This is a genomic window from Kerstersia sp., assembly GCF_052103615.1.
GTDB lineage: Bacteria > Pseudomonadota > Gammaproteobacteria > Burkholderiales > Burkholderiaceae_B > Kerstersia.
The window spans coordinates 1-21,758 of the sequence record NZ_JBQEKA010000007.1 but is presented as its reverse complement, the minus strand read 5'-3'; the positions used below and the strand labels follow the sequence as shown (position 1 = coordinate 21,758).

Annotated in this window: 23 protein-coding genes; 12 read left to right on the top strand and 11 right to left on the bottom strand. The window is 63.8% G+C overall.

Annotated features, from left to right (window positions below; translation table 11 throughout):
* Positions 1-15 precede the first annotated feature (15 nt).
* From ACTJGZ_RS03455 to ACTJGZ_RS03435, 5 genes are all read left to right on the top strand, one after another.
* Positions 16-1,908: a ribonuclease catalytic domain-containing protein gene (locus ACTJGZ_RS03455; protein ID WP_441661555.1), complete on the top strand. Its 1,893-nt coding sequence runs from the start codon at positions 16-18 to the stop codon at positions 1,906-1,908.
* Positions 1,909-2,027: 119 nt separating this feature from the next.
* Positions 2,028-2,888 (top strand): shikimate dehydrogenase, encoded by an 861-nt coding sequence (aroE, locus tag ACTJGZ_RS03450; protein ID WP_441661554.1) that lies wholly within the window; start codon positions 2,028-2,030, stop codon positions 2,886-2,888.
* Positions 2,889-2,902: 14 nt separating this feature from the next.
* The gene (gene mtgA, locus ACTJGZ_RS03445; protein WP_441661553.1) at positions 2,903-3,634 is read left to right on the top strand and encodes a monofunctional biosynthetic peptidoglycan transglycosylase; all 732 of its coding nucleotides are present in this window, start codon (positions 2,903-2,905) and stop codon (positions 3,632-3,634) included.
* A 109-nt stretch (positions 3,635-3,743) separates the two neighbouring features.
* Positions 3,744-4,922, top strand: coding sequence for an LPS export ABC transporter permease LptG (lptG, locus tag ACTJGZ_RS03440; protein WP_441661552.1), 1,179 nt, complete (start codon positions 3,744-3,746; stop codon positions 4,920-4,922).
* Positions 4,919-5,755: a symmetrical bis(5'-nucleosyl)-tetraphosphatase gene (locus tag ACTJGZ_RS03435; protein WP_441661551.1), complete on the top strand. Its 837-nt coding sequence runs from the start codon at positions 4,919-4,921 to the stop codon at positions 5,753-5,755. The genes lptG and ACTJGZ_RS03435 overlap by 4 nt, the downstream gene beginning before the upstream one ends.
* Before the next feature lie 104 nt (positions 5,756-5,859).
* Here ACTJGZ_RS03435 and ACTJGZ_RS03430 read toward each other — a convergent pair whose 3' ends face one another.
* From ACTJGZ_RS03430 to ACTJGZ_RS03400, 7 genes are all read right to left on the bottom strand, one after another.
* Positions 5,860-6,612, bottom strand: coding sequence for a lysophospholipid acyltransferase family protein (locus tag ACTJGZ_RS03430; RefSeq protein ID WP_441661550.1), 753 nt, complete (start codon positions 6,610-6,612; stop codon positions 5,860-5,862).
* Positions 6,609-7,907, bottom strand: a complete 1,299-nt coding sequence (locus ACTJGZ_RS03425) for a dihydroorotase (protein WP_441661549.1) — start codon at positions 7,905-7,907, stop codon at positions 6,609-6,611. The genes ACTJGZ_RS03430 and ACTJGZ_RS03425 overlap by 4 nt, the downstream gene beginning before the upstream one ends.
* Positions 7,904-8,857 carry an aspartate carbamoyltransferase catalytic subunit gene (locus ACTJGZ_RS03420; RefSeq protein WP_441661548.1) on the bottom strand — a complete coding sequence of 318 codons (954 nt, stop codon included), beginning with the start codon at positions 8,855-8,857 and terminating at the stop codon, positions 7,904-7,906. The genes ACTJGZ_RS03425 and ACTJGZ_RS03420 overlap by 4 nt, the downstream gene beginning before the upstream one ends.
* Positions 8,850-9,404 (bottom strand): bifunctional pyr operon transcriptional regulator/uracil phosphoribosyltransferase PyrR, encoded by a 555-nt coding sequence (gene pyrR / locus ACTJGZ_RS03415; RefSeq protein ID WP_441661547.1) that lies wholly within the window; start codon positions 9,402-9,404, stop codon positions 8,850-8,852. Before pyrR ends, ACTJGZ_RS03420 begins: the two co-directional genes overlap by 8 nt.
* Positions 9,405-9,422: 18 nt before the next feature.
* Complete coding sequence (gene ruvX / locus ACTJGZ_RS03410) at positions 9,423-9,881, bottom strand: Holliday junction resolvase RuvX (RefSeq protein ID WP_441661607.1); 459 nt, start codon at positions 9,879-9,881, stop codon at positions 9,423-9,425.
* A gap of 88 nt (positions 9,882-9,969) precedes the next feature.
* A complete protein-coding gene (locus tag ACTJGZ_RS03405; RefSeq protein ID WP_441661546.1) occupies positions 9,970-10,554 on the bottom strand; it encodes a YqgE/AlgH family protein in 585 nt (194 codons plus the stop codon).
* A gap of 67 nt (positions 10,555-10,621) precedes the next feature.
* Positions 10,622-10,786 (bottom strand): rubredoxin, encoded by a 165-nt coding sequence (locus ACTJGZ_RS03400; RefSeq protein ID WP_441661545.1) that lies wholly within the window; start codon positions 10,784-10,786, stop codon positions 10,622-10,624.
* Between the two features lie 282 nt (positions 10,787-11,068).
* Here ACTJGZ_RS03400 and thiD point away from each other — a divergent pair, with 282 nt between their 5' ends.
* From thiD to hemL, 3 genes are read left to right on the top strand one after another with little or no spacing between them, the layout of a single operon-like run.
* Positions 11,069-11,866, top strand: coding sequence for a bifunctional hydroxymethylpyrimidine kinase/phosphomethylpyrimidine kinase (gene thiD / locus ACTJGZ_RS03395; protein WP_441661544.1), 798 nt, complete (start codon positions 11,069-11,071; stop codon positions 11,864-11,866).
* Positions 11,863-12,528 carry a thiamine phosphate synthase gene (thiE, locus tag ACTJGZ_RS03390; protein ID WP_441661543.1) on the top strand — a complete coding sequence of 222 codons (666 nt, stop codon included), beginning with the start codon at positions 11,863-11,865 and terminating at the stop codon, positions 12,526-12,528. Before thiD ends, thiE begins: the two co-directional genes overlap by 4 nt.
* A gap of 28 nt (positions 12,529-12,556) precedes the next feature.
* Positions 12,557-13,849: a glutamate-1-semialdehyde 2,1-aminomutase gene (gene hemL, locus ACTJGZ_RS03385; protein ID WP_441661542.1), complete on the top strand. Its 1,293-nt coding sequence runs from the start codon at positions 12,557-12,559 to the stop codon at positions 13,847-13,849.
* An 86-nt stretch (positions 13,850-13,935) separates the two neighbouring features.
* On the opposite strand, the gene ACTJGZ_RS03380 is transcribed toward hemL, so the two are convergent.
* The 4 genes from ACTJGZ_RS03380 to ACTJGZ_RS03365 all read right to left on the bottom strand — a co-directional run bounded on the left by ACTJGZ_RS03380 (position 13,936) and on the right by ACTJGZ_RS03365 (position 17,382).
* Positions 13,936-14,724 (bottom strand): hypothetical protein, encoded by a 789-nt coding sequence (locus ACTJGZ_RS03380; RefSeq protein WP_441661541.1) that lies wholly within the window; start codon positions 14,722-14,724, stop codon positions 13,936-13,938.
* A 35-nt stretch (positions 14,725-14,759) separates the two neighbouring features.
* The gene (gene lpoB / locus ACTJGZ_RS03375; RefSeq protein WP_441661540.1) at positions 14,760-15,371 is read right to left on the bottom strand and encodes a penicillin-binding protein activator LpoB; all 612 of its coding nucleotides are present in this window, start codon (positions 15,369-15,371) and stop codon (positions 14,760-14,762) included.
* A gap of 114 nt (positions 15,372-15,485) precedes the next feature.
* Positions 15,486-15,935 carry a YcfL family protein gene (locus ACTJGZ_RS03370; protein WP_441661539.1) on the bottom strand — a complete coding sequence of 150 codons (450 nt, stop codon included), beginning with the start codon at positions 15,933-15,935 and terminating at the stop codon, positions 15,486-15,488.
* Positions 15,936-15,975: 40 nt separating this feature from the next.
* Positions 15,976-17,382, bottom strand: coding sequence for a COG3014 family protein (locus ACTJGZ_RS03365; protein ID WP_441661538.1), 1,407 nt, complete (start codon positions 17,380-17,382; stop codon positions 15,976-15,978).
* A gap of 306 nt (positions 17,383-17,688) precedes the next feature.
* On the opposite strand from ACTJGZ_RS03365, the gene argJ reads away from it, so the two are divergent.
* The 4 genes from argJ to ACTJGZ_RS03345 form a co-directional block, all read left to right on the top strand.
* Entirely contained in the window at positions 17,689-18,921 is a 1,233-nt protein-coding gene (argJ, locus tag ACTJGZ_RS03360; RefSeq protein WP_441661537.1) for a bifunctional glutamate N-acetyltransferase/amino-acid acetyltransferase ArgJ, read from the top strand.
* Between the two features lie 6 nt (positions 18,922-18,927).
* Positions 18,928-19,803, top strand: coding sequence for an ATP-binding protein (locus ACTJGZ_RS03355; protein ID WP_441661536.1), 876 nt, complete (start codon positions 18,928-18,930; stop codon positions 19,801-19,803).
* A 76-nt stretch (positions 19,804-19,879) separates the two neighbouring features.
* Positions 19,880-20,851, top strand: a complete 972-nt coding sequence (locus ACTJGZ_RS03350; RefSeq protein ID WP_441661535.1) for a Nudix family hydrolase — start codon at positions 19,880-19,882, stop codon at positions 20,849-20,851.
* A gap of 77 nt (positions 20,852-20,928) precedes the next feature.
* The coding region (locus ACTJGZ_RS03345) for an efflux RND transporter periplasmic adaptor subunit (RefSeq protein WP_441661534.1) at positions 20,929-21,758 on the top strand (830 nt) is incomplete at its 3' end.

The window sequence follows — 21,758 nt, the reverse complement described above, 5'->3', positions numbered from 1 at the left end:
GGAATACGCGACAAGATGTATCTGTTCTACGAAGAAGACGGCGGTTTCAAAATCGGCCACATCCTTGCTGAAACCGACGCCAGCCTGCAAGTGGAGTCGGAAAGCGGCAAACGCAGCAAGATCAAGCGTACCAACGCGCTCTTCACCTTCGACACCAAGGATGCAGCCGGCTTCCTGCCGCAAGCGCAGGCCCAGGCGGAAGACATAGACCTGGATTTCCTCTGGGAGTGCAGCAGCCAGGAAGATTTCGAGGCCGCGGAATTCGCAGCGGACTACTATGGCCACGCGCCCTCCGCGCTGGAAAAGGCCGCGCTCATTCTGCGCCTGCATAGCGCGCCCATCTATTTTCACCGGCGCGGCAAAGGCCGCTACCGCGCCGCGCCGCCGGATATCCTGGCAGCCGCCAAGGCGGCCCAGGAGAAAAAGCGCCTGCAAGCCGAACAGCAGCAGCAATGGGTCGATGAAATGACCGCAGGCCGCTTGCCCGCGCCGATTGCCGAAGCAGCAGAAATGCTGCTGATCCGCCCGGACAAAAACAGCATGGCCTGGAAAGCCATGGATGCCGCCTGCCAGCAACTGCAAAAAAGCCCGGAGCGCCTGTTGCTGGACCTGGGCGCCTGGCCCAGCCCGCTGGCGCTGCACAAGGCCCGTTTCCTCGCGGCCAACTTTCCCCGCGGCACGGGCTTCGGCGATATCACTATTCCTGACGCAGGCGCCGAGCTGCCGCTGGCGGAGGTCGATGCCTATTCCATCGACGACATCACCACGACGGAAATCGACGATGCCCTGTCGGTCAGCCGCCTGGATGACGGCTGGTTGCGCGTGGGCATCCACGTCGCCGTCCCCGGCCTGGCCGTCACGCGCGACAGCGAGCTGGATAAACACGCTCGCGCGCGGCTTTCGACGGTCTATACCCCCGGGGAAAAAATCCCCATGCAGCCGGATGCGCTGATCAGCCGTTTTTCGCTGGACGCCGGCAAGCCGGTGCCCGCGCTGTCGCTCTATGTCGAGGCAGACCCGGTCACCGGCGCCATCCGCCAGTCCGATACCCGCCTGGAGCAGGTTCAGGTCCGCGAAAATCTGCGCCATAACATGATGGATGCGATCTACAGCGAAGAGGCGCTGGCCGGCCCCGCCGATGCCCATCCGCACCTGTCCTGGATGCAGCCGCTCTGGCAATTGGCGCTGGCCCTGTCGGCACGCCGCGATGAAGTGCGGGGCAAGCCGGAAAACAACAACCGGGTCGAATACAGTTTCTACCTGGACGGCAATCCCGATGACCCCGACGCCACCGTGCGCCTCGAACCACGCCGCCGCAATGCGCCGCTGGATCGCCTGGTAGCGGAGTACATGATTCTGGCCAACACGCTGTGGGGCGAACTGCTGGCGCGCACCGGTCTGCCGGGCATCTACCGTTCCCAACAGACCGGCCGCACGCGGATGAGCACCCATGCCTTGCCGCACGAAGCTATAGGCGTGCCGCAATACGCCTGGTGCACATCGCCGCTGCGGCGCTATGTTGACCTGGTGAACCAATGGCAGCTGATCGCTGCCGCCCAGCACGGCATTTCCGCGCCGCTGGTGGCGCCATTCAAGCCCCGCGATGCGGATCTGTTCGCGATCATCGGCGCGTTTGAAGCGCAGTACGCCACCTGGCACGACCACCAGGACGCGATGGAGCGCTACTGGTGCCTGCGCTGGTTCCAGCAGCAAGGGCTGAAAGAAGTCACCGCCCATGTCCTACGTGAAGACCTGGTGCGCTTTGCTTGCGCGCCATTTGTCACGCGGGTGGCGGGCATGCCCGAGCTGGAACGCGGCACGCCTGTCCGCCTGGAACTGATGGGCAGCGACGAGCTGGCCCTGACGCTGGATTGCCGCTATCTCGGCGTCGTGCCGGAAAACGAGTAAAGCGCGCGCCTGTCGGGATACACTCCGGTAGAGCATACGCCAACGTCAGCGTTCCTTCGTTGCGCAGCCTTGCCCGGCCTAAACCGCCGGGCAAGGCTGCTGAATCTTTTTTTGCGACCATGAGCGACACGAAACCCATCATCTGTGCCGTCATCGGCAATCCGATCAGCCATAGCCTGTCCCCCGACATCCATCTGGCTTTTGCCCAGCAATTCGATATGCCGCTGGAGTATTCACGCTTGCTGGCGCCGATTGGCGGCTTCAATGACGTGGTTCAGCCCTTCTTTGCCGCCGGCGCGCGCGGCATGAACGTCACCGCGCCCTTCAAGCTGGACGCCTATGCCCTGGCCTCTCAGGCCCTCAGCGCCCGGGCGCGCGTCGCAGGCGCCGTCAATACGCTCTGGCTGCGTGACGGCATCATGCATGGCTGCAACACCGACGGCATCGGCCTGGTGCAGGACCTGCAACAGCAGAACGCCCCGCTGCAAGACGCCCATGTCCTGATCATCGGCGCGGGCGGCGCAGCCCGCGGCGTCCTGCAGGCCTTGCTGGCCGCAGGCTGCGCCAGCCTGCGCATCGTCAACCGCAGCGCGCAGCGCGCGCAGGAAATGATCACCAATCCGCTGGTACGCACCCTGCCCCAGGCTGGCCGGCTGGAAGCTGGCGGACTGGATGCCGCCAGCCGCCCTGGCGGCTGGGACCTGGTCATCAATGCGACCTCCAGCAGCCTGGGCGACGCTGCCCTGGACTTGCCCGCCGGTCTCTACGCGCCAGCATCGCTGGCCTATGACATGGTCTATTCCGCCCAGCCCACGCCTTTCATGCGCCAGGCCCTGGCAGACGGCGCTGACCGCGCCAGCGACGGCCTGGGCATGCTGGTCGGCCAGGCGGCTGCCAGTTTTGAAATCTGGCATGGCCTGACGCCGGATACGGCGCCGGTGCTCACCGCGTTGCGGCAACGCCTGTCCCACACCGCCTGAGGCCCGCAACCGCCATGCAGGACAGCGCCCCCGACCGCGTCAGCCCAGGCTTCCGCTGGTCCTGGCCGAAACGGCTGGGCGCGCTGTTCATGGCGCTGCTGATCCTGCTGCTGCTATCGCAGCTCTGGCTGCTGGCGCAAGTGGCCTGGTATGCCCGCCAGGATCCAGGCGGCAGCGCCGTCATGCGCCAAGAATTATCTCGTTTGCAGTCCAGCCAGCCCGATGCCAGGCTGGACTATCGCTGGGTTCCCTACGAACACATCAGCAACCACCTGAAACGCGCCGTCATCGCTGCCGAAGACTCGCGCTTCACCCAGCATGACGGCATCGAATGGGAAGCCATCCGCAGCGCCTGGCAGCACAACCAGCAATCCAGCCGTATCCGCGGCGGCTCCACCATTACCCAGCAACTGGCCAAAAACCTGTTTCTATCGGGTTCGCGCAGCTATCTGCGCAAGGCCCAGGAACTGGTGCTTGCCTATATGATCGAACACAGCATGGACAAGCGCCGCATCCTGGAGCTGTACCTCAATCTGGCCGAGTGGGGAGTAGGGATTTTCGGCGCCGAAGCCGCTGCACGGCATTACTATGGGGTGTCCGCGCAACAGCTCAGCGCGGCGCAAGCGGCGCGATTGGCCGCGATGCTGCCGAATCCCCGGTATTACGATAAGCACCGCAACACCGCGTTCCTCAATAAACAAACGGCTACCGTGCTGGCACGCATGAAACAGGTTCACATTCCCTGACAACCTGGCGCGCCCATCTTGCGCCAATCAGGCTGTCTTCCTGCAAAATCTGTCGAAACGCGCCAAAATAGCAGGCTTTCCCTTTCCATCCAGTCAAGGTTTCCGCCGCATGCGCACCGCACGCCGTTATCTGGCCCGCGAAATCTACCGCTCTTGCGCGGTAGTGCTGCTCGCGCTGCTCGGGCTGTTCACGTTTTTCTCACTGATAGAAGAACTGGACAGCTTGGGCGGCAGTTATACCCTGCCCGCCTTGCTTTATCTGCAAGCATTACAGCTGCCCACGCGCCTGTACGACCTTCTCCCCATCGGTCTGCTGATTGGTGCCATCCTGGCTCTGGCCGGTCTGGCACAGCGCAATGAGCTGGTCATCCTGCGGGTCTCTGGCGTCAGCGGCGCCAAGCTGCTGGGCATGCTCTGGATCGTTACGCTCCCCTGGATGGCGGGCGCCCTGCTGTTATCGGAAGTCATCACCCCAGCGGCCGAACTGCACGGCAGCGAAGCCAACCTGCTGCTGCGCGGCAAACCCGGCGGCGGCGCCATGCACAGCGGTTACTGGTTCAAGGAACCCACGCCGGAAGGCGGCATGCGCATCATCAATGTGGGCAAACTCGAAGCCAATGGCGGCGTCCGGGATATCACGCTTTACACTTTCGCGCCCGACCAGCGCCTGAGCGCCCTGGCGATGGCGGAAAGCGGCAGTTTCAGCAGCGGCGAGCTGCACCTGAATACCATCAGCCACCACCGCGTCGATCTGGACGCTGCCCAGGCCTTCTCGCAAACCCGTCCGGGGAGCCAGCCTCTGGTCACAATCTCGCGCGAAGAGCAGATGGCAATGCAAACCACCCTGACCCCCGAACGCCTGCTGGCACGCGTGCTGACCCCGGAACGCATGTCCATGCTCACGCTCTGGGACTATATCTCCTACCTGCACAGCAACCACCTGCAAGCTGACCGGCAGATCGTCGCCCTCTGGCGCAAGCTGATCTACCCCTTCACCTTGCTGGTCATGATGACCATTGCCGCGCCCATCAGCTTCATGCAGACACGCCGCGGTGGCGTTGGCGCCAAGGTTTTCATCGGTATCCTGCTGGGCGTGGGCTTTTTCATGCTCAACCAGCTGGCACTGAATATCGGCATGCTAGGGCGCCTGCCGCCCTGGAGCACGGCGCTATTGCCTAACGCCGCTGCCTTGCTGATTGCACTGGGCTCGCTGCTCATCATGGAAAACCGCCATTTGCTCGCCCGTCTGGCAACCCACCGCAACCCCTGGAGAAAACACCCCCTATGAACCGTCCCGATATCTGGATGATCGGTGACGTGCAAGGCTGCTGCGTTCCTCTGGAACAACTCCTTGCCTTGCCTGAGATCGCCGGCGCGCCCGACAGCCGTTTATGGTTCGCCGGCGATCTCGTCAACCGTGGCCCTCAATCCCTGCAGACCCTGCGCCGCATCCGCGACATGGGTGAGCGCGCGACATGCGTGCTGGGCAATCATGACTTGCACCTGCTGGCTGTCGCAGCCGACATCCGCAAACCCAGCAAAAACGACACAATCAGCGAAATCCTGCAGGCCCCGGATGCCGAGGAACTGCTGGACTGGCTGCGCCAGCGCCCGCTGGCGCACTTCGAGAACGGCCACCTGATGGTGCATGCCGGCGTCCTGCCCAAATGGGATTGCGCCAAGACCCTGGCGCTGGCCGCCGAAGTGGAAGCGGTCCTGCGCGGGCCGAATTGGCGCAAAGGCCTGCAGAAGATGTATGGCAACGAACCTGCCGAATGGAAAGATGACCTCACGGGCGGCAAGCGTATGCGGGTCATCATCAACGCGCTGACACGCATGCGTCTGGGGACATCAAAAGGGCAAATGGACTTCTCGGCCAAAGCCGTGCCCGGCCAACATCCGCCTGCCTTGATGCCCTGGTATGACATCCCTGGACGCGCCACGCGCAATGTGGTCGTGGTCTTTGGCCACTGGTCCACCCTGGGGCTGCTGGTACGGCCGGATGTGATCTGCCTGGATACTGGCTGCGTCTGGGGCGGGCATCTCACCGCCATGCGGCTGCGCGACCGCAAGATCCTGCAAATCACCTGCCAGCAGTACCAGGACCCCGACCTGTTCTAGCCTCGCCCTGCCGGGGCCAGCGGCCGCGGTCATCGCTAGCCCTGCACTGGCGCCCGAGACGGCGGCGGCAAGCGCCCGCCGGACAGATCACTGCTGCCCGCGGGTCAGCCCTCTACCACGTCACGCACAGCCTGTTCCGCCATGCGCGCAATTTGTGTGCGCCGTACCGTCTGGTCCGCCTCTGCGGGCATTTCCAGCACCGGCAGAAAATGCAGTTTGATCAGCATGCCCGGCGTGCTCAGAATGCACCAGATATTGGCCAGCAACGACTGGTCTCCTGTAAAAGCGGCACGGCTGCTGCGCTTGCCATTCTGCATGAAAACCAGCGCCACCGGCTGCACCGGCACACCGGCGTCCACCGCAGGCGCGAACAAGCCGGAACGGAACGGCAGCAAACGCATGCCATCCGTGGTCGTGCCTTCCGGAAACAACCCGACCGCACGGCCGCGGCGGAAATGAATTTCGACGGCCTGCCCGATTTCACGCACCGCCTGCCGGTAGGCCCGATCCAGAAACAGGGTGCCGACGCCTGCCGCCAGCCAGCCGACCAAGGGCCACTCGCGCACTTCCTTCTTCGCAACAAAAATGGACGCGCGCACGCTATTGATCACGAAGATGTCCACCCACGAGACGTGATTGGACGTCCACAACACCGAGCCTTCCATCAAGGGCTGACCGAAAACTTCACACCGCACGCCGCAACACCAGCGCAACAGCACATGCGACCAGCCCCGGACGATCGTTTCCCCCCTCCCCGCCTTGAAAACGGGGTAGTAAAGCAACGCCAAGGTCAGCAACCCGCCCAGCAGCCAGGGCACCAACAACATGGCGCGCAACGTGAAACGCAGCAACTTCACGAAGCAGCATCCCAAACCTGCCGGCCGCCGACCCAGGTGGAACGCACCCGGCACGGCAGCTCAAGCCCGGTGAAAGGCGTATGCCAGCTCTGGCTCAGCAAGGTCTCGCGACTAACCACCCAGCGGGCATCCAGATCCACCAGCGCAAAATCCGCCAGCGCCCCCAGCTCCAGCCGGCCGCAAGGCGGCAAATCCGGTGCTCCCATACTCAGCACCTGCGCAGGCTGCGACGTGACATGGGCCAGGGCCTGCGCCAGCGGCACGCCGGCTTCGGCCGCCCACTTCACGGTCAGGCTGAGCAGCAGCTCCAGGCCGGTGGCACCAGGCTCGGCGTCGGCAAAAGGCAGCAGCTTGTTGTCATCATCGACCGGCGTGTGGTCCGAACAAATGGCGTCGATCGTGCCGTCCAGCAAAGCTTCGCGTATCGCTGCGCGGTCACGCTGGCCGCGCAGCGGCGGATCCAGACGATAATTCGAATCGAAAAAACCGATATCCACATCGGTCAAATGCACATGATTGACCGACACATCGCAGCTCAGCGGCAAGCCTTCCTGCTTGGCGGCGCGCACCAGTTCCAGGCCGGCAGCGCTGGAAAGGCGGCACAGGTGCAGGCGGGCACCCGTCACACGCTGCAAATCGAACAAAGTCTGCAAAGCAATCGTTTCCGCCTGCACCGGAATACCGGACAGGCCCAGCCTCGACGCATAGGCACCGCTGGCCGCCACACCGCCACGCGACAACCAGTAATCCTGCGGGCGCACCCACAGCACATAGCCGTAGGTACGCGCATATTGCATGGCGCGCAGCATCACGCTGGTATCGGTCAAAGGCACATTGGCCTGGGAAAAGGCGACGCAGCCAGCTTCCGTCAGCTCGGCCATTTCCGTCAGACGCTCGCCCTTCAGGCCTACCGTGGTCGCCCCCAGGGGGTACAAACGCACATGGTTGAGCTGGCGGGCTTTTTGCTTGAGCATTTCCACCAGGCCAGGCTCATCGAGCGTAGGGTCTGTATCCGGGGGCTGCACCACGCTGGTCACGCCGCCAGCCAGCGCCGCGCGCATTTCCGATTCCAGCGTGGCGCGGTATTCAAAACCCGGCTCGCGCAGGCGCACCGACAGGTCAATCAAGCCCGGCAAGACCGCCAGGCCCTGGGCATCCACCACCCGGTCGGCCACAAAACCGGCTGGCATGTCATCCAGGCCTACGATCCGGCCGCCCGCCACGAACAAATCCGCGACGCGGTCCAGCCCATTGGCCGGATCAATCAGCCGGCCTCCCTTTACCTGCAGATTCATGCCTGTGCTCCCGCTACGATGCTCATGGCGGCCATACGGACTGCGATACCAAAGGTCACCTGATTGAGAATGACCGCCTGCTCGCCATCAGCGACTGCAGAGTCGATTTCCACCCCCCGGTTCATGGGGCCAGGGTGCATGACAATGGCATCCGGCTTAGCGCGCGCCAGCTTTTCGCGGGTCAAACCATACTGTTTGAAATACTCATGCGCCGAGGGCAGCATGGCGCCGCGCATGCGCTCGTTCTGCAGCCGCAGGACGATTACGACATCCACATCCTTCAACCCTTCGTTGATGTCGGTGAAAACACGCACCCCCATCTGCTCCAAGCCGCCAGGCAGCAAGGTCAAGGGGCCGATCACGCGTACTTCCGCCGCGCCCAGCGTGGTCAGCGCATGAATATCGGAACGCGCCACGCGTGAATGCAGCACATCACCCACGATGGCTACGCACAGATTGGAGAAGTCCTGCTTGAAGTGCCGGATGGTGTACATATCCAGCAAGGCCTGCGTCGGGTGCGCGTGGCGGCCGTCACCGGCATTGACCACATGCACATGGGGCGCCACATGCTGCGCGATCAGGAAAGGCGCGCCGCTGGCCTCATGGCGCACGACGAACAGATCCGCCTGCATGGCAGACAGGTTGGCAATCGTATCGAGCAACGATTCACCCTTGGCCGTCGAAGACGCCTGCACATTCAACGTGAACACATCCGCCGACAAACGCTTGGCCGCGATATCGAAGGTGGTCCGGGTGCGGGTCGAGTTTTCGAAGAACAGGTTGAAGACGCTTTTGCCGCGCAGCAGCGGCACTTTCTTGACCTCGCGGTTGGCCAGGGGCACAAAGTTCGCAGCGGTATCCAGAATATGCGTCAGGATATCGCGCGGCAGGCCTTCGGTCGTCAACAAGTGGGTCAGCTCGCCATGGCGGTTGAGCTGCGGGTTATTCATGTACGGAATCCTTTTCCAGGGCCAGGGAAAAATTCCCGTTATCGAGACGGGATAGAACAAATGCGCTTTCCGGGGACAGCGGAATCTGCGCCGCCACGACGCAGGCAGCTACCGGCAACTCGCGGCCGCCGCGATCCAGCAGGACCGCCAGGCGGATGCTGTCGGGCCGGCCGTAATCGAACAGCTCGTTCATGGCCGCCCGGATCGTGCGGCCGGTGTACAGCACGTCATCGACCAGAATGACATGCGCGCCAGCCACCGGAAAATTGATGGAAGAAGGCTGTGCCTGACTATTGCCGTGCAAACCGATGCGATGGAAATCATCGCGGTAGAAGCTGACATTCAAGGTCGCCACATTGCCTTCCAGGCCCAGGTCGCGCTGCAAGCGCTCCGCCAGCCAGGCACCGCCGGAATGGATGCCAACCAGCCAGGTTTTGTCTGGCGGCGTCGTGGAAAACTCTTGCTTCACCCCTGCAAGCAGGCGCGCGTAAAGGGTTTCGGCATCCGGCAGCTCGCCGGGCGAATGAACAGGTGTATCTGAAGCCATGGTGCGGATTTTAGGATATTAGAGAGCCGTGCGGGAGCCCGTCACGGACGCTTTGTTACAGGAGCCGACAGACGCGCTCGACAGCAAATCCAGGTAGCGTTCCAGAATAATAGCCGCTGCGACGGCATCGTCGTCCTCATTCGTGCCCAGACGGCGCTGCGCTTCCATGCTGGAACCGCGCTCATCGACCAGAATCACCGGCAGGCCGAAACGGCCATGCAGCTGATTGGCAAAGCGACGCCCTTGCAGCGATGCATGCTGTTCGGCGCCGCTTTCATCCAGCGACAGCCCCACGATCAGGCTGGCAGGGCGCCAGGCTTCGATCAGGGCTTCAATGCGCTGAAAACGCTCGCTGCGGGTCTGGGTGCGGATAATTTCCAGCGGCGCGGCGCTGCCGGTAATGGTATTGCCCAAACCCACGCCCAGCTTGCGCAGCCCGAAATCGAAGGCGAGCAGCGCCGCTTCGCCAGCCACCACCCAGGCACCGCCAGGCTCGCCAGCCACACTGACCCCGGCAGCCGCCCCCGGCGCCTTCAGGGCACCCGCCTGGCCGGCATTTTCTGCATCAGGCATGCCCGGCCTCTCCCGAGAGCATGATGGGATCTATCCCCAGTTGCTTGAGCGCGGCGTCATAGCGTTGCGCCGGCTCGACATCGAAAATAATGTCCGGGCTGGCGTAAACCGACAGCCAGGCATTGGACGCCATTTCACTTTCCAGCTGGCCGGCGCCCCAGCCCGCATACCCCAGCGTCACCAGCAGCCGGTGCGGGCCTTCGCCGTTGGCAACGGCCTGCAGAATATCGCGCGATGTAGTCAGCGCCATCTCGCCCAGTTTGATGCTGGACGAATACTCGCCAATCGGGGCATGCAGGACGAACCCGCGATCCGTCTGTACCGGCCCGCCAAAAAAGACGGGCGCGTCTTTATCCGGCTCGATTTCAAGCTTCAGGTCGATCCGTTCAAACAAAGCGCCCAAAGTCAGGTCTGTCGGCCGGTTGATAACGAGTCCCAGCGCGCCGCGTGCGGTGTGCTCGCAGATATAGATCACGGTTCCGGCAAGGCTGCCTTCAACCCCGCCAGGCATGGCCAGCAGAAACTGATTGGACAAATCGGCATGGGGCAGAACCTGGCTTTCCGCTGCTTTCGTCATGGCACACTCCATACACAAGACTCAACCTGTCAGCCCGACAGGCAGGGTTCAGAACGTGTTCACGATCTCAGATTTCCATCAATTCGAAATCATCCTTACGGGCACCGCACTCCGGACAGACCCAGTTCGGGGGCACATCTTCCCAGCGGGTACCCGGCGCAATCCCTTCTTCCGGCAGGCCTGCTGTTTCATCATAGACCCAGCCGCAAATCAAACACATCCAAGTACGCATCGTTTCAGAGTTTCCTGTGAGTCCGGGCGGGCGGCGCTGGCCCTGCATCCGGAACGGGGCTCACGCCCCATTACAAAACAGCCCCGTTTTGCCGGGCCGGACCAGACACTTGGGTGCCTGGCCTGCAGCGAGCGCGGCACAACTGCCCGCACGCTCCTGTTTCACCTACAATGGGGCCATATTAACCAAACACAACCTCGGCTGGCAGGATTCCTGTCGCCAGCGCCCCAACAAGGCGCCTGCCAGGTCCTACCATTTTCCTCGCCCGCAGTGTCCGCCTCTGTGCTCCCTCCCCTTCTGATTTTCGGCCCCTTCGACCCTAGCGGCGCCACCTCGCTGCCTGCTGACGCCATCACCTGCGCTGCCTTGCAGTGCCATGGCCTGGGCGTCCTGACTGCCAACACTGTCCAGGATTCGGCGCACCAGGAAGATATCGTCGCCATTTCGCACGAGTTCATCGACGAACAGGCGCGCTGCCTGCTCGAAGACATGGCCATCAGCGCCATCAAGGTCGGCCGCCTGGATACGCCGGAAGCCGTCAGCGTCATTGCGCAGATTGCAGCCGACTACAACCACCTGCCGCTGGTGCTGCATCTGGACAGCGCCGGTGATGCTGGCGATCTCGATGCCCAGGATCTGGCTGAAGATGTCATGGCCGCCACCATTGAGCTGCTGCTGCCGCAAACCGACATTGTCGTGACCGAACACATGCGGGTCACGCAATGGCTGGCCGACGGCTTGCTGAGCGAACCGGTGGAAACCAATGACGCCTTGCGCGAAGCAGGCGCTGAATGGTCGCTGGTGCTGGGCACGCCCCTGCGCAGCGACACCCGCTGCACCCAGCTCAACGGCCCCGAAGGCCTGCTGCGCCAATGGAACTGGCATGCCGGCCAGGAACGCCTGTCCGACAGCGCCGACCTGGTTGCGACCGCAATTGCCGCTTTCCTGGCGCGCGGCCTGGCCCCTGACGAAGCCGTGGCCCAGGCTATCAGCTATGTCCAGGCCTGTCTGCAACAGAACTTCCGCCCCGGCATGGGACGCCGTTTGGCCTGGCGCCTGCCCGGAGAACAGCACGAATGACGCCCCGCCCCGACTACGCCGGCCTGCGCTTCCCGCGTGGCCTCTACGGCATCACGCCTGACACCGACGACACCGGCATGCTGCTAGACGCCATTGCCGCCGCTGCCCGTGGCGGGCTGCGCAGCCTGCAATGGCGCCGCAAACACAGCGCCAGCCCAGAGGCCCTGCTGAGCCAGGGCCAGGCCATTGCCGGGCTGTGCCGCGAACTCGGCCTGGTATTCATCGTCAACGATGACTGGAAACTGGCGCAATTGCTGGCTGCCGACGGTGTTCACCTGGGCCGCGACGACGGCGACCTGGCGGCCACGCGTGCAGCGCTCGGCCCGGCACGCATCATCGGCGTGTCCTGCTACGCCGACCTGGCCCGCGCCCAAGACCTGCTGGCCCAGGGCGCTGATTACATTGCCTTCGGCGCAGTCTATCCGTCACCGACCAAGCCGGAAGCGGCACGCGTGCCGCTGGAATTGCTGGCGCAGGCCCGCGCCCAGCTTGAACAGCTGCCCGCGCCGCGCCCGGCCATGGTGGCCATTGGCGGCATCCATGCCGGCAATGCCGCGCCTGTCGTCCAGGCCGGCGCCGACGCCCTGGCCATCATTCAAGGCATCTTCCAGGCCACTGACATTGAAGCCGCCGCCCGCGCCTGCGCGCAGGCATTCGTCTGATCACCTCACGGATACCGGTACCGCCATCATGACAGCCTCCTCCCGCAACGACACCTTGTTTCAACGCGCCTGCCGCAGTATTCCCGGCGGCGTGAACTCGCCCGTGCGCGCGTTCCGCTCGGTAGGCGGCACGCCGCGCTTCATTGAGCGCGCCCAGGGCCCCTACATCTGGGACGCAGACGGCAAACAGTACATTGACTACGTTGGCTCCTGGGGGCCGGCCATCCTGGGCCACGCGCACCCTGACGTGATCGAGGCGGTTCGCACGGCAGCGCTCAATGGCCTGTCTTTCGGCGCCCCCACCGAAGCGGAAATCGAGATCGCCGAGGCGCTGATCGCACGCCTGCCCTCGATGGAGCAGGTTCGCCTGGTCAGTTCGGGCACGGAAGCCACCATGAGCGCCATCCGCCTGGCGCGCGGCGCCACGGGCCGCAACAAGATTATCAAGTTCGAAGGCTGCTACCACGGCCATGCCGACAGCCTGCTGGTCAAGGCAGGCTCGGGCATGCTGACCTTCAACAATCCGACCTCCGCCGGAGTGCCGCCCGAATTCGTGCAGCATACCCTGGTGCTGGACTACAACGACAACGCCGCTGCTGAAGCGGCCTTCGCGGCCATGGGCGATGACATCGCCTGCGTGATCGTCGAACCCTTCGCCGGCAACATGAATCTGGTGCGCCCCGCCCCCGGCTTCCTGGAAACCCTGCGCACGCTGTGCACACGCCACGGCGCCCTACTGATTTTCGATGAAGTCATGACCGGTTTCCGCGTCGGCCCGCAGGGCGCGCAAGGCCTGACCGGCGTCACGCCGGACATCACCACGCTGGCCAAGATCATCGGTGGCGGCATGCCTGTCGGCGCCTTCGGCGGCCGGGCCGATGTCATGGCCAATATCGCGCCACTGGGCGCGGTTTACCAGGCAGGCACCCTCTCGGGCAACCCGGTCGCCGTCGCCGCCGGGCTGGCCACGCTGCGCCTGCTGGGCACCCCTGGTTTTTACGAAGCCCTGGCAGCCCGTGCCGCCCGGCTCTGCGCCGGCCTGAACGCTGCCGCCCAACGTCACGGCATCGCTTTTTCCAGTGACAGCATCGGCGGCATGATAGGCCTGTATTTCCGCGATACGCCGCCTGCCAGCTTCGCTGAAGTGCAGGAGTGCAATATTGAGCACTTCAAGCATTTCTTCCATGCCATGCTGGACCATGGCGTGCACCTGGCGCCGTCCGCCTTCGAAGCTGGTTTCGTTTCCGCCACCCATACGGACGAAGTCATAGATGCCACGCTGAAGGCAGCGGACAAGGCCTTTGCCAGCCTGAAGCGCTAACGCGGCAGCCGCGTGAAGCCGCTGCGGCCCGAGGGCACGCGCGGCTCAGCACTATCCCGCTTGAATCAGGCGGGACAGCGCTGCTGTCAGTAAACCGTCACCCCGCCACGGGAAGGTTCCGGCGCTGCGGGCGCCGCAGGCCGCGCCGGCAGGGGCGGCGCCTCGACACTGAGCTCGCCTCCCGCCTGGGCAAATTGAGCGGTCAATTGGCGGTAAACCTCCTCGGCCAGACGCTGCGACGTTTCCCGCACCACCTTGGCGCGGTTCAAACTGGCGCGGTCGCCAGCATGGTTCAGGATCTTGCTGTCCAGGCCGCTGCCCGCCGCGCTGAAAGCGGCCACGATGTTGTCATTGTGCGTATTGATCAGGCTGAAATCAGCCACCAGATCAAGCTGCAGGCTACTAGCGCGCGCGCCTCCGTCAAACCCCATTTCGCCTTCGCCGAACTGGATATCGCTGACGGTGCCGAACAACACGTAGTCGGCGCCGGGGAAGGCACCGGCGCGGATACGCGCAATGATGTCATGCACGTTTTCACCGGACTTGCCCGTGTAGGGCCGCCCTTGCACCACCTGCACCTTGCCGCCGCGCACCAGCGCGCCCTTGATATCGGCCGTGAAGTTGCGCAACTCCCCCGGCACGATATAGGTTCTGGTGCCCTCTTCGAGCATAAAGCTGCTGCTGCCGCCGGCCTGCAGGCCATTCTGGCTGAACTGCTGCGCGGCCGATACGTTGCGGAAGTATTCGGAGACCTGGGCTTCATAGCCCAGATCCGTCACGGCGACGCGCGCCCCGGCGGCCTGAACCGCAGGCGACAGGCACAGCAGGGCCAGCAGTGCCCCGCGCGCCCGGTTCAGCATAGGCTGTTTTTTCATGGCTCTGTCCTTATTCCAAGCAGGTGGCGTAAGCCTTAGCGCCGCGAGGACTTGCGCAATTCCGCCTGATCCTGCCACTCAATCACACCGGACTCGGCATCAAAGAGTTTGAGCGTCATCACGTAGTACACATCCTTGATGCTGGAAGACCGTTTGACGATGGACGAAATTTCGCCCTCGATGCGGAACTGCGCGCCCTCCATCTGCCCGGAGCGCGCCCGGCCATTGGCCTTATACAGCCCGCTCTGGTTCTGGCGCTGCAGCTCCCGGACTGCCGTGCCCATCTCGGCATGGCTCGCCACGAAACGCACTTTGCCGCTGTTAACCAGCGCAGTCTGGATGCGCAGCATGATCGTGCCGGTGTCGATATATTCACTGGTCTTGTTCAGCACGGGATCCAGCGACACCGTCGGGCGGCCTGCCAAGGCAGGGCTTTGCAGCAGCGAAGCAGTCATGCTTTCCGCCAGGCGCTGCAAATCGGTCGAGCCGAATTCATTGGTCACGTTTTCGACCGCCGTCGGGTCGCCATAGACCACATCGCCCGAACCGCTCACCAGCGGCAGGCTGGACTGGCAGCCCGCCAATCCCAATGCGCCCGTCAGGGCCAGGCCACGGACAGCGCGCGGCAGGAAATCAATAGACAGCATGATGGGTACCCCCAGAAAAATCCAGCGTGGCGCGGCTGGCCACCCCGTCGCGGCAACACGCGGGGCTGGCGCAGCCGCCTGATTCATCGGAGCGCAATTGATTCAGCACGCAATTTATTCGGCACGCAATTCGAGCCGGAAATCCACGGCATCCGGACGCGCTGCTATCCCTTTCACGAAATGGTTCTGCCGTCCCAGGAACGACAATTCCTTCCAGGGTTCTTCACGCCCGCTCAGCCCGCCGTCGGCATTGAGCCAAAGGAAGCGGTAGAACAGGCGGCGCGGGCTGCTGCTGCCATTGGCAATCTCGGCTTGCGCCGTCAAGAGTTCATTGACCCGCTGCGAACGCAGATCCACCACCCGCAAGTCATGCATGGACTGCGGCACGATCAGCTTGCTGGCAATACCCGCCGAGGCGGCGTAAGCCGGCAACAGGGCCGCTTCCGGCGAAGCAGGAGCCAGGGGTTCCGGTTGCGATACGCTGCGGCCCTGCTGCGCGCAGGCAACCAGCAACAGCACGGCCAGGCCCGATGCGGCCAGGCGCAGATTGGCTTTGTGATTCATGATGCTTTCCTGAAAAGAAATGATGGCTGGCCCGAACCCGCTATTGCGCTTCCTGCACCACGGCCACAGGCAGCGCGGTTTCAGCCGCCGCGCCATCCAGATAGGCCGGTTCGCCGAAATACGTTACGGTGCTGAGCATTCTTACCGGCACGACCATGCGCCGCCCCCGCACCTCCAGCGTCCTGGCGGCATGCCCGTCTTCGGACAATTTCAGTTCGTGCTGGCCGTGCGGCACGAATGCCCGCGCCAGATACACCCGTTCGGGCAACATGCGCCACATGCGGTCATCGGCCTTAGGCTCGGTTGCCGCCGACACCAGCGCCGCAAAAAGTCCGGCCAGCGGCCCGGCCTGCTGGTTGATTTCGTTTTGCAGCACCGCCTTGGTCACCAGCCGGATCGACGAACGTGTCAGCATGCCGGGCAACTCGTCACGCAGCGCCCGGCGCGCCATGGCGTTGAGGTCGGTCGCCTGGGCCACGGGCACGGCCTGGCCCGCTACCGAAATCTGCTGCAGGTCCAGCGCATAGGGATTGGGCTGAATCACGGGAAATGCCGTGGCCAGCGTCAGCAGGCCATTGCGCGTGGGCACCGGTAGCACAATGGATTGTGAACGACGGGCGGGCGCAAGCCCGGTTTCGATCACGAACAAAACGTCGGCCTCCTGACCCGCCGCAAGACGCTGCTGCCGTTCCGCCAGGCCTTGCAATCCGGTTTGCAAGGCGGCTTCGTCAGGCCGCAATTCGATCGCCTGGCGATAGCCTGCTGCGGCCAGGCTGGGCTCATTCATGGTTTCATAAACAAAGCCCGCCAGATAATGGCTAAGCGCGTTCTGGTAGCCATTTTTCAGACCAATGACAGCCGGGTCATCGAACACTTCCACGGGGTAGCCGCTGATCTCTTTCTGCTCAACCTCTACCCCCTGATCCAGCGCCTCCTGCTCAGCCTCGGCATTGGCGCGCTCACGCGCCTGAGCGATCAAGGATTCACGTTCATGGGTACGGCGGATATCGACACGCGCATTTTCCAGATCCCCCATATTCAGGCGGTTCATGGCCATGCGCGTGGTCAACATGACTTTCTCGTAGTCCTGGCCTTCGTAATCGCGCATGCCATCGCCAAACAGCGTCGCGCCGATCTGCGTTCCCACGGCCGCCAGCGCGCCGCGCACCTGATCCTCCCAGGCCCGGACCGTGACATCCGCCGTTTCCAGGGCCTGCTGGCTTTCCTCATAACGGGCCGCCACGCGCAGCAACTCGCCTTTCTCCAGATTCAGCAGCAAATCGTCTCCCGCCTCCCCCTGCATCTGAGTATCCACCCGCAGGATGGCGGAATCCAGCAGACCAGCCGCAAGATCGTTCGCGCTTTCCCCTACCTTGCTGTCATGCGTTGCCGCACAGCCCGCCAGCAGCCCTGCTGCCACCAGACATGCTCCACGTTGCAGAATCATGGTCTTCCCCTTCTCTCCACCGTTCAACCCGTCCCCTGTGGGGCGCCCTGCAGGAAGCTGTCCAAGCGGATGACATTTCCTTGCATTTTTTTACGGTTTATAAGAAGAAAGCGGCCTAACCCACATCCCCCAACTGCGGGATGACGCGCGGCCTGAAATCCTGATATTTGCCCCTCATTGCCGTGCCGCACGGGAACGCTGCGCGACTTTGTCCCCTCATGACCGCCACCGGCGCTCTGGATTTGCCATAATGGCAGTCTGTCATCCGCCGCCTCCGGCGCTGTTTTCCCTTTCAAGGCAAGTCACATGGCTGTCAACCTCCAGATTCCTCCCGCAGACCAGATCCATTCCGTCGCCGGCGTTGAAATCGGCATCGCCTCCGCCGGCGTCAAGAAGGCAGGCAGCGGCAAGCGCGACCTGACAGTCTTCCGACTTGCGCCGGGCAGCAGCGTCGCTGGCGTGTTCACGCGCAACCGCTTCCGTGCCGCCCCGGTGCAGGTCTGTGAAAGCCATCTGGCCAGCGGCACCGACATCGCCGCGCTGGTCATCAATACCGGCAACGCCAATGCCGGCACTGGCGCCAGCGGCCTGGCCCATACCGAACAAACCTGCGATGCGCTGGCTGGTCTGCTGGGCCTGGCGCGTGAACAGGTGCTGCCTTTTTCCACCGGCGTGATCCTGGAGCCGCTGCCCGTGGACCGCATCGTCGCCGCCCTGCCCGCGGCCATTGCCGATCTGGCGCCCGCGCACTGGTTTGACGCGGCGCACAGCATCATGACCACGGACACGCAGCCGAAAATTCATTCGCGCCAGCTGACGCTAGACGGCAAGACCGTCACCATCACCGGCATCAGCAAGGGCGCGGGCATGATCCGCCCCAATATGGCAACCATGCTGGGCTACCTCGCCACCGACGCCGGTATCGCGCCGGCGCTGCTGCGCGAACTGGCGCTGGAAATCGCCAACCAATCATTCAACCGTATTACCGTCGATGGCGACACCTCCACCAACGACTCCTTTATCGTCATCGCCACCGGCAAGAGCGGCGTGCAGATCGACGATGCCAGCCATCCTGCCTATCCGGCCCTGCGCACGGCCCTGACCGATGCCGCGCGCGATCTGGCACAGAAAATCGTGCGCGATGCCGAAGGTGCCACCAAGTTCATGACGATCCAGGTGGAAGAAGCGGCCAATACCGAAGAAGCGCTGAAAATCGCCTACTCGGTTGCCCAGTCACCGCTGGTCAAGACTGCCTTCTACGCGTCGGACCCCAATCTGGGCCGTATCCTGGCTGCCATCGGCTACGCCGGCGTTGATGACCTTGACGTCAGCAAGCTGCGCCTATGGCTGGGCGATGTTCTGGTCGCCCAAGACGGCGGCCGCAACCCCGATTACCAGGAAACCGACGGCCAGCGTGTCATGCAGCAGGCGGAAATCCTGGTACGCATCGCCCTGGGCCGCGGCCAGGTCAGCGACACCGTTTACACCTGCGACTTCTCGCACGATTACGTTTCCATTAATGCAGACTATCGTTCCTGAGATTTCATGAATTCAAATCAACCCGAAGATCTGGCCCAACTGATGGCCCAGGCCTCGCGGGTGCTGGCGCGGCTGGAAGCCTGGCTGCCACCCGCCCCGCCCCCGACAGACTGGTCTGCGCAGGCTTACCGCTGGCGCAAGCGCGGTGCCAGCGGCTGGCTAGAAGCCGTCCCGCGCGTCAGCGCCATTGCGCTGGATGACTTGCGCCATGTTGAACGCCAGAAAGAGATTCTGGACCGCAACACCCGCCATTTCGTCGCAGGCAAGCCCGCCAACAACGTCCTCATGACAGGCGCCCGCGGCACGGGCAAAAGCTCGTTGGTGCGCGCCATGCTGCTTACCTATGCCAGCCAGGGCCTACGCCTGATCGAAGTCGATAAGGAAGACCTGGGCGACCTGCCGGAAATCATCGACCTCATCGTGGCCCGCCCCGAACGCTTCATCGTCTTCAGCGATGACCTGTCTTTCGAGACTGGCGAGGCCGGCTACAAAGCGCTCAAATCCGTGCTCGACGGTTCGATCGCCGCAGCCGATGACAAGCTGCTGATCTACGCGACCTCCAACCGGCGCCACCTGATGCCGGAGTACCATAGCGAGAATCTCCAGAGCACCATGCGCGACGACGGCGAAATCCATCCGGGCGAAGCCGTCGAAGAAAAGGTATCCTTGTCGGAACGCTTCGGCCTCTGGCTATCTTTCCATCCCTTCCGCCAGAACGATTACCTCGATATCGTGGCGCACTGGGTCAAGGAACTCGGCGGCGCGGATGATGGCAACCAGCCCTGGCGTATGGAAGCCCTGCAATGGGCACTGGAGCGCGGCTCGCGCTCAGGCCGTGTGGCACGGCAGTTCGCCCGCGACTGGGTGGCCCGCCTAGCCTGACGGCCCTGGCCTCGCGGGCGGCGCCGCCGCCCGCGACACAACCTAGCAACCACGAAACAGAAAGCCCCGAATACCCATGCCTGGAAGAATTCTTGATGTTGCAGTCGGTGTCCTGGTACGTCCTGATGGCTACGTACTCCTAGACCAGCGTCCCGCAGATAAAAGCTGGGCGGGCTGGTGGGAATTGCCCGGCGGCAAAATAGAAGCCGGTGAAACCGTTTTGCAGGCGCTGGCGCGGGAATTGCAGGAAGAGTTGGGCATTCAAGTGACCCGTTCCTATCCGTGGGTCACCTATATTCACGAATATCCCCATGCCACGGTGCGGCTGTCCTTCTGCCGCGTCGAACACTGGGAAGGCGAACCGCGCCCGGAAGAACACCAGACCCTGGGCTGGTTCACGCCGCACGACGCGCTGGAACTGCCGCAACTGCTGCCCGCGGCCTACCCGCCGCTGCGCTGGCTGCAACTGCCCGACGTTTATGGCGTCACCGCCATCGGCGGCACAGACCAGCTGGATGCCTATCTGCAGCGCTTGGACCGTGCCCTGGCGCGCGGCCTGGCGCTGGTTCAGTTCCGTGAACCGGGCTGGGCCAACGGCGGCCCGGCCGACGCCAGCGCGCTGGCCGCACTGCAAGCCGTGCGCGAGCGCTGTCATGCGGCAGGCGCCCGGGTGCTGGTCAACAGCGTGCACCCGCAGGAATGGTGGCAACAAGCCGACGGGGTGCATCTGCGCGCCGCCGACGCCCGCGCCACCACGACCCGCCCGGCCCTGCGCCCCTATCACCTGCTGGGCATTTCGGCGCACGACAGTGTCGGGCTGGCGCATGCCCGCCGGCTGCAGGCTGACTTCGCCGTGCTCGGCCCAGTGCAGCCGACAGCCAGCCACCCGGGCAGCCCGGTGCTGGAATGGGAAGGCTTCACGCGCCAGCTGGCCGATGCCGGCCTGCCTGTGTATGCCATCGGCGGCCAGTCGCCTGATACCCTGGAAACAGCGCATCATCACGGCGCGCACGGCATTGCCGGCATCCGCGCCATCATTCCCGGCTGATTCCCTCTCCGCCCCCTGGCCCACCCCCCGCCATGAGCCCGCCGCGCCCATCCCGCCACCGCCTGTTCCGGCTTCTGATGCTGCTCGCCATGCTGGCGGGCGCCGGCGCCCTGCTCTGGCGCTACGTTATCGCCCCGCCTGCCCCGCCGCCTAGCGGCTTTTCCACCTGGAACCTGCCCGCGCCGGTACGCCTGGCGCCCGCGCGCCAGGAAGCCTTGAGCGAATGGATACGCGCCATCGGCACTGTCACGCCGCTCAATACCGTGACCATACGCAGCCGCGTCGATGGCGAGCTGATAGACGTGGCCTTCCGCGAAGGCCAATACGTCAAGCAAGGCGAGGTGCTGGCGCGTATCGACCCGGCCCCCTACCGCATCGCGCTATCAGAGGCCGAAGGGCAGTTGCAGCAAAACACGGCGCAATTGCGTAACGCCGAATTGAAGTTGCAGCGCTACCAGACCCTGTTCAAACAAGACTCCATCGCCCGCCAGGAACTCGATAGCCAGCAGGCGCTGGCCCAGCAGTACAAAGGCACCATCCGCATCGACCAGGCACGCGTCGATCATGCGCGCCTGCAACTGTCGTACACCACCATTACCGCGCCCATTTCCGGCCGCATCGGCCTGCGCCAGGTCGATGCAGGCAACCTGGTGCGCGCCAGCGACAGCACCGGCCTGGCCGTTATCACCCAGATGCAGCCGATTTCCGTCGTCTTTTCCATTCCGGAAAATCGCCTGCCCGGGCTGCTAGACGCCCTGCATGGCGGCACCACGCTGGCGGTGGAAGCCTGGGATCGCAATGACCAGACCCTGCTGGCGCGCGGCACCCTGGGCACGCTGGATAACCGTATAGATACCGCCACCGGCACACTCAAGCTGCGCGCCGACTTCACCAATACCGACGAAAC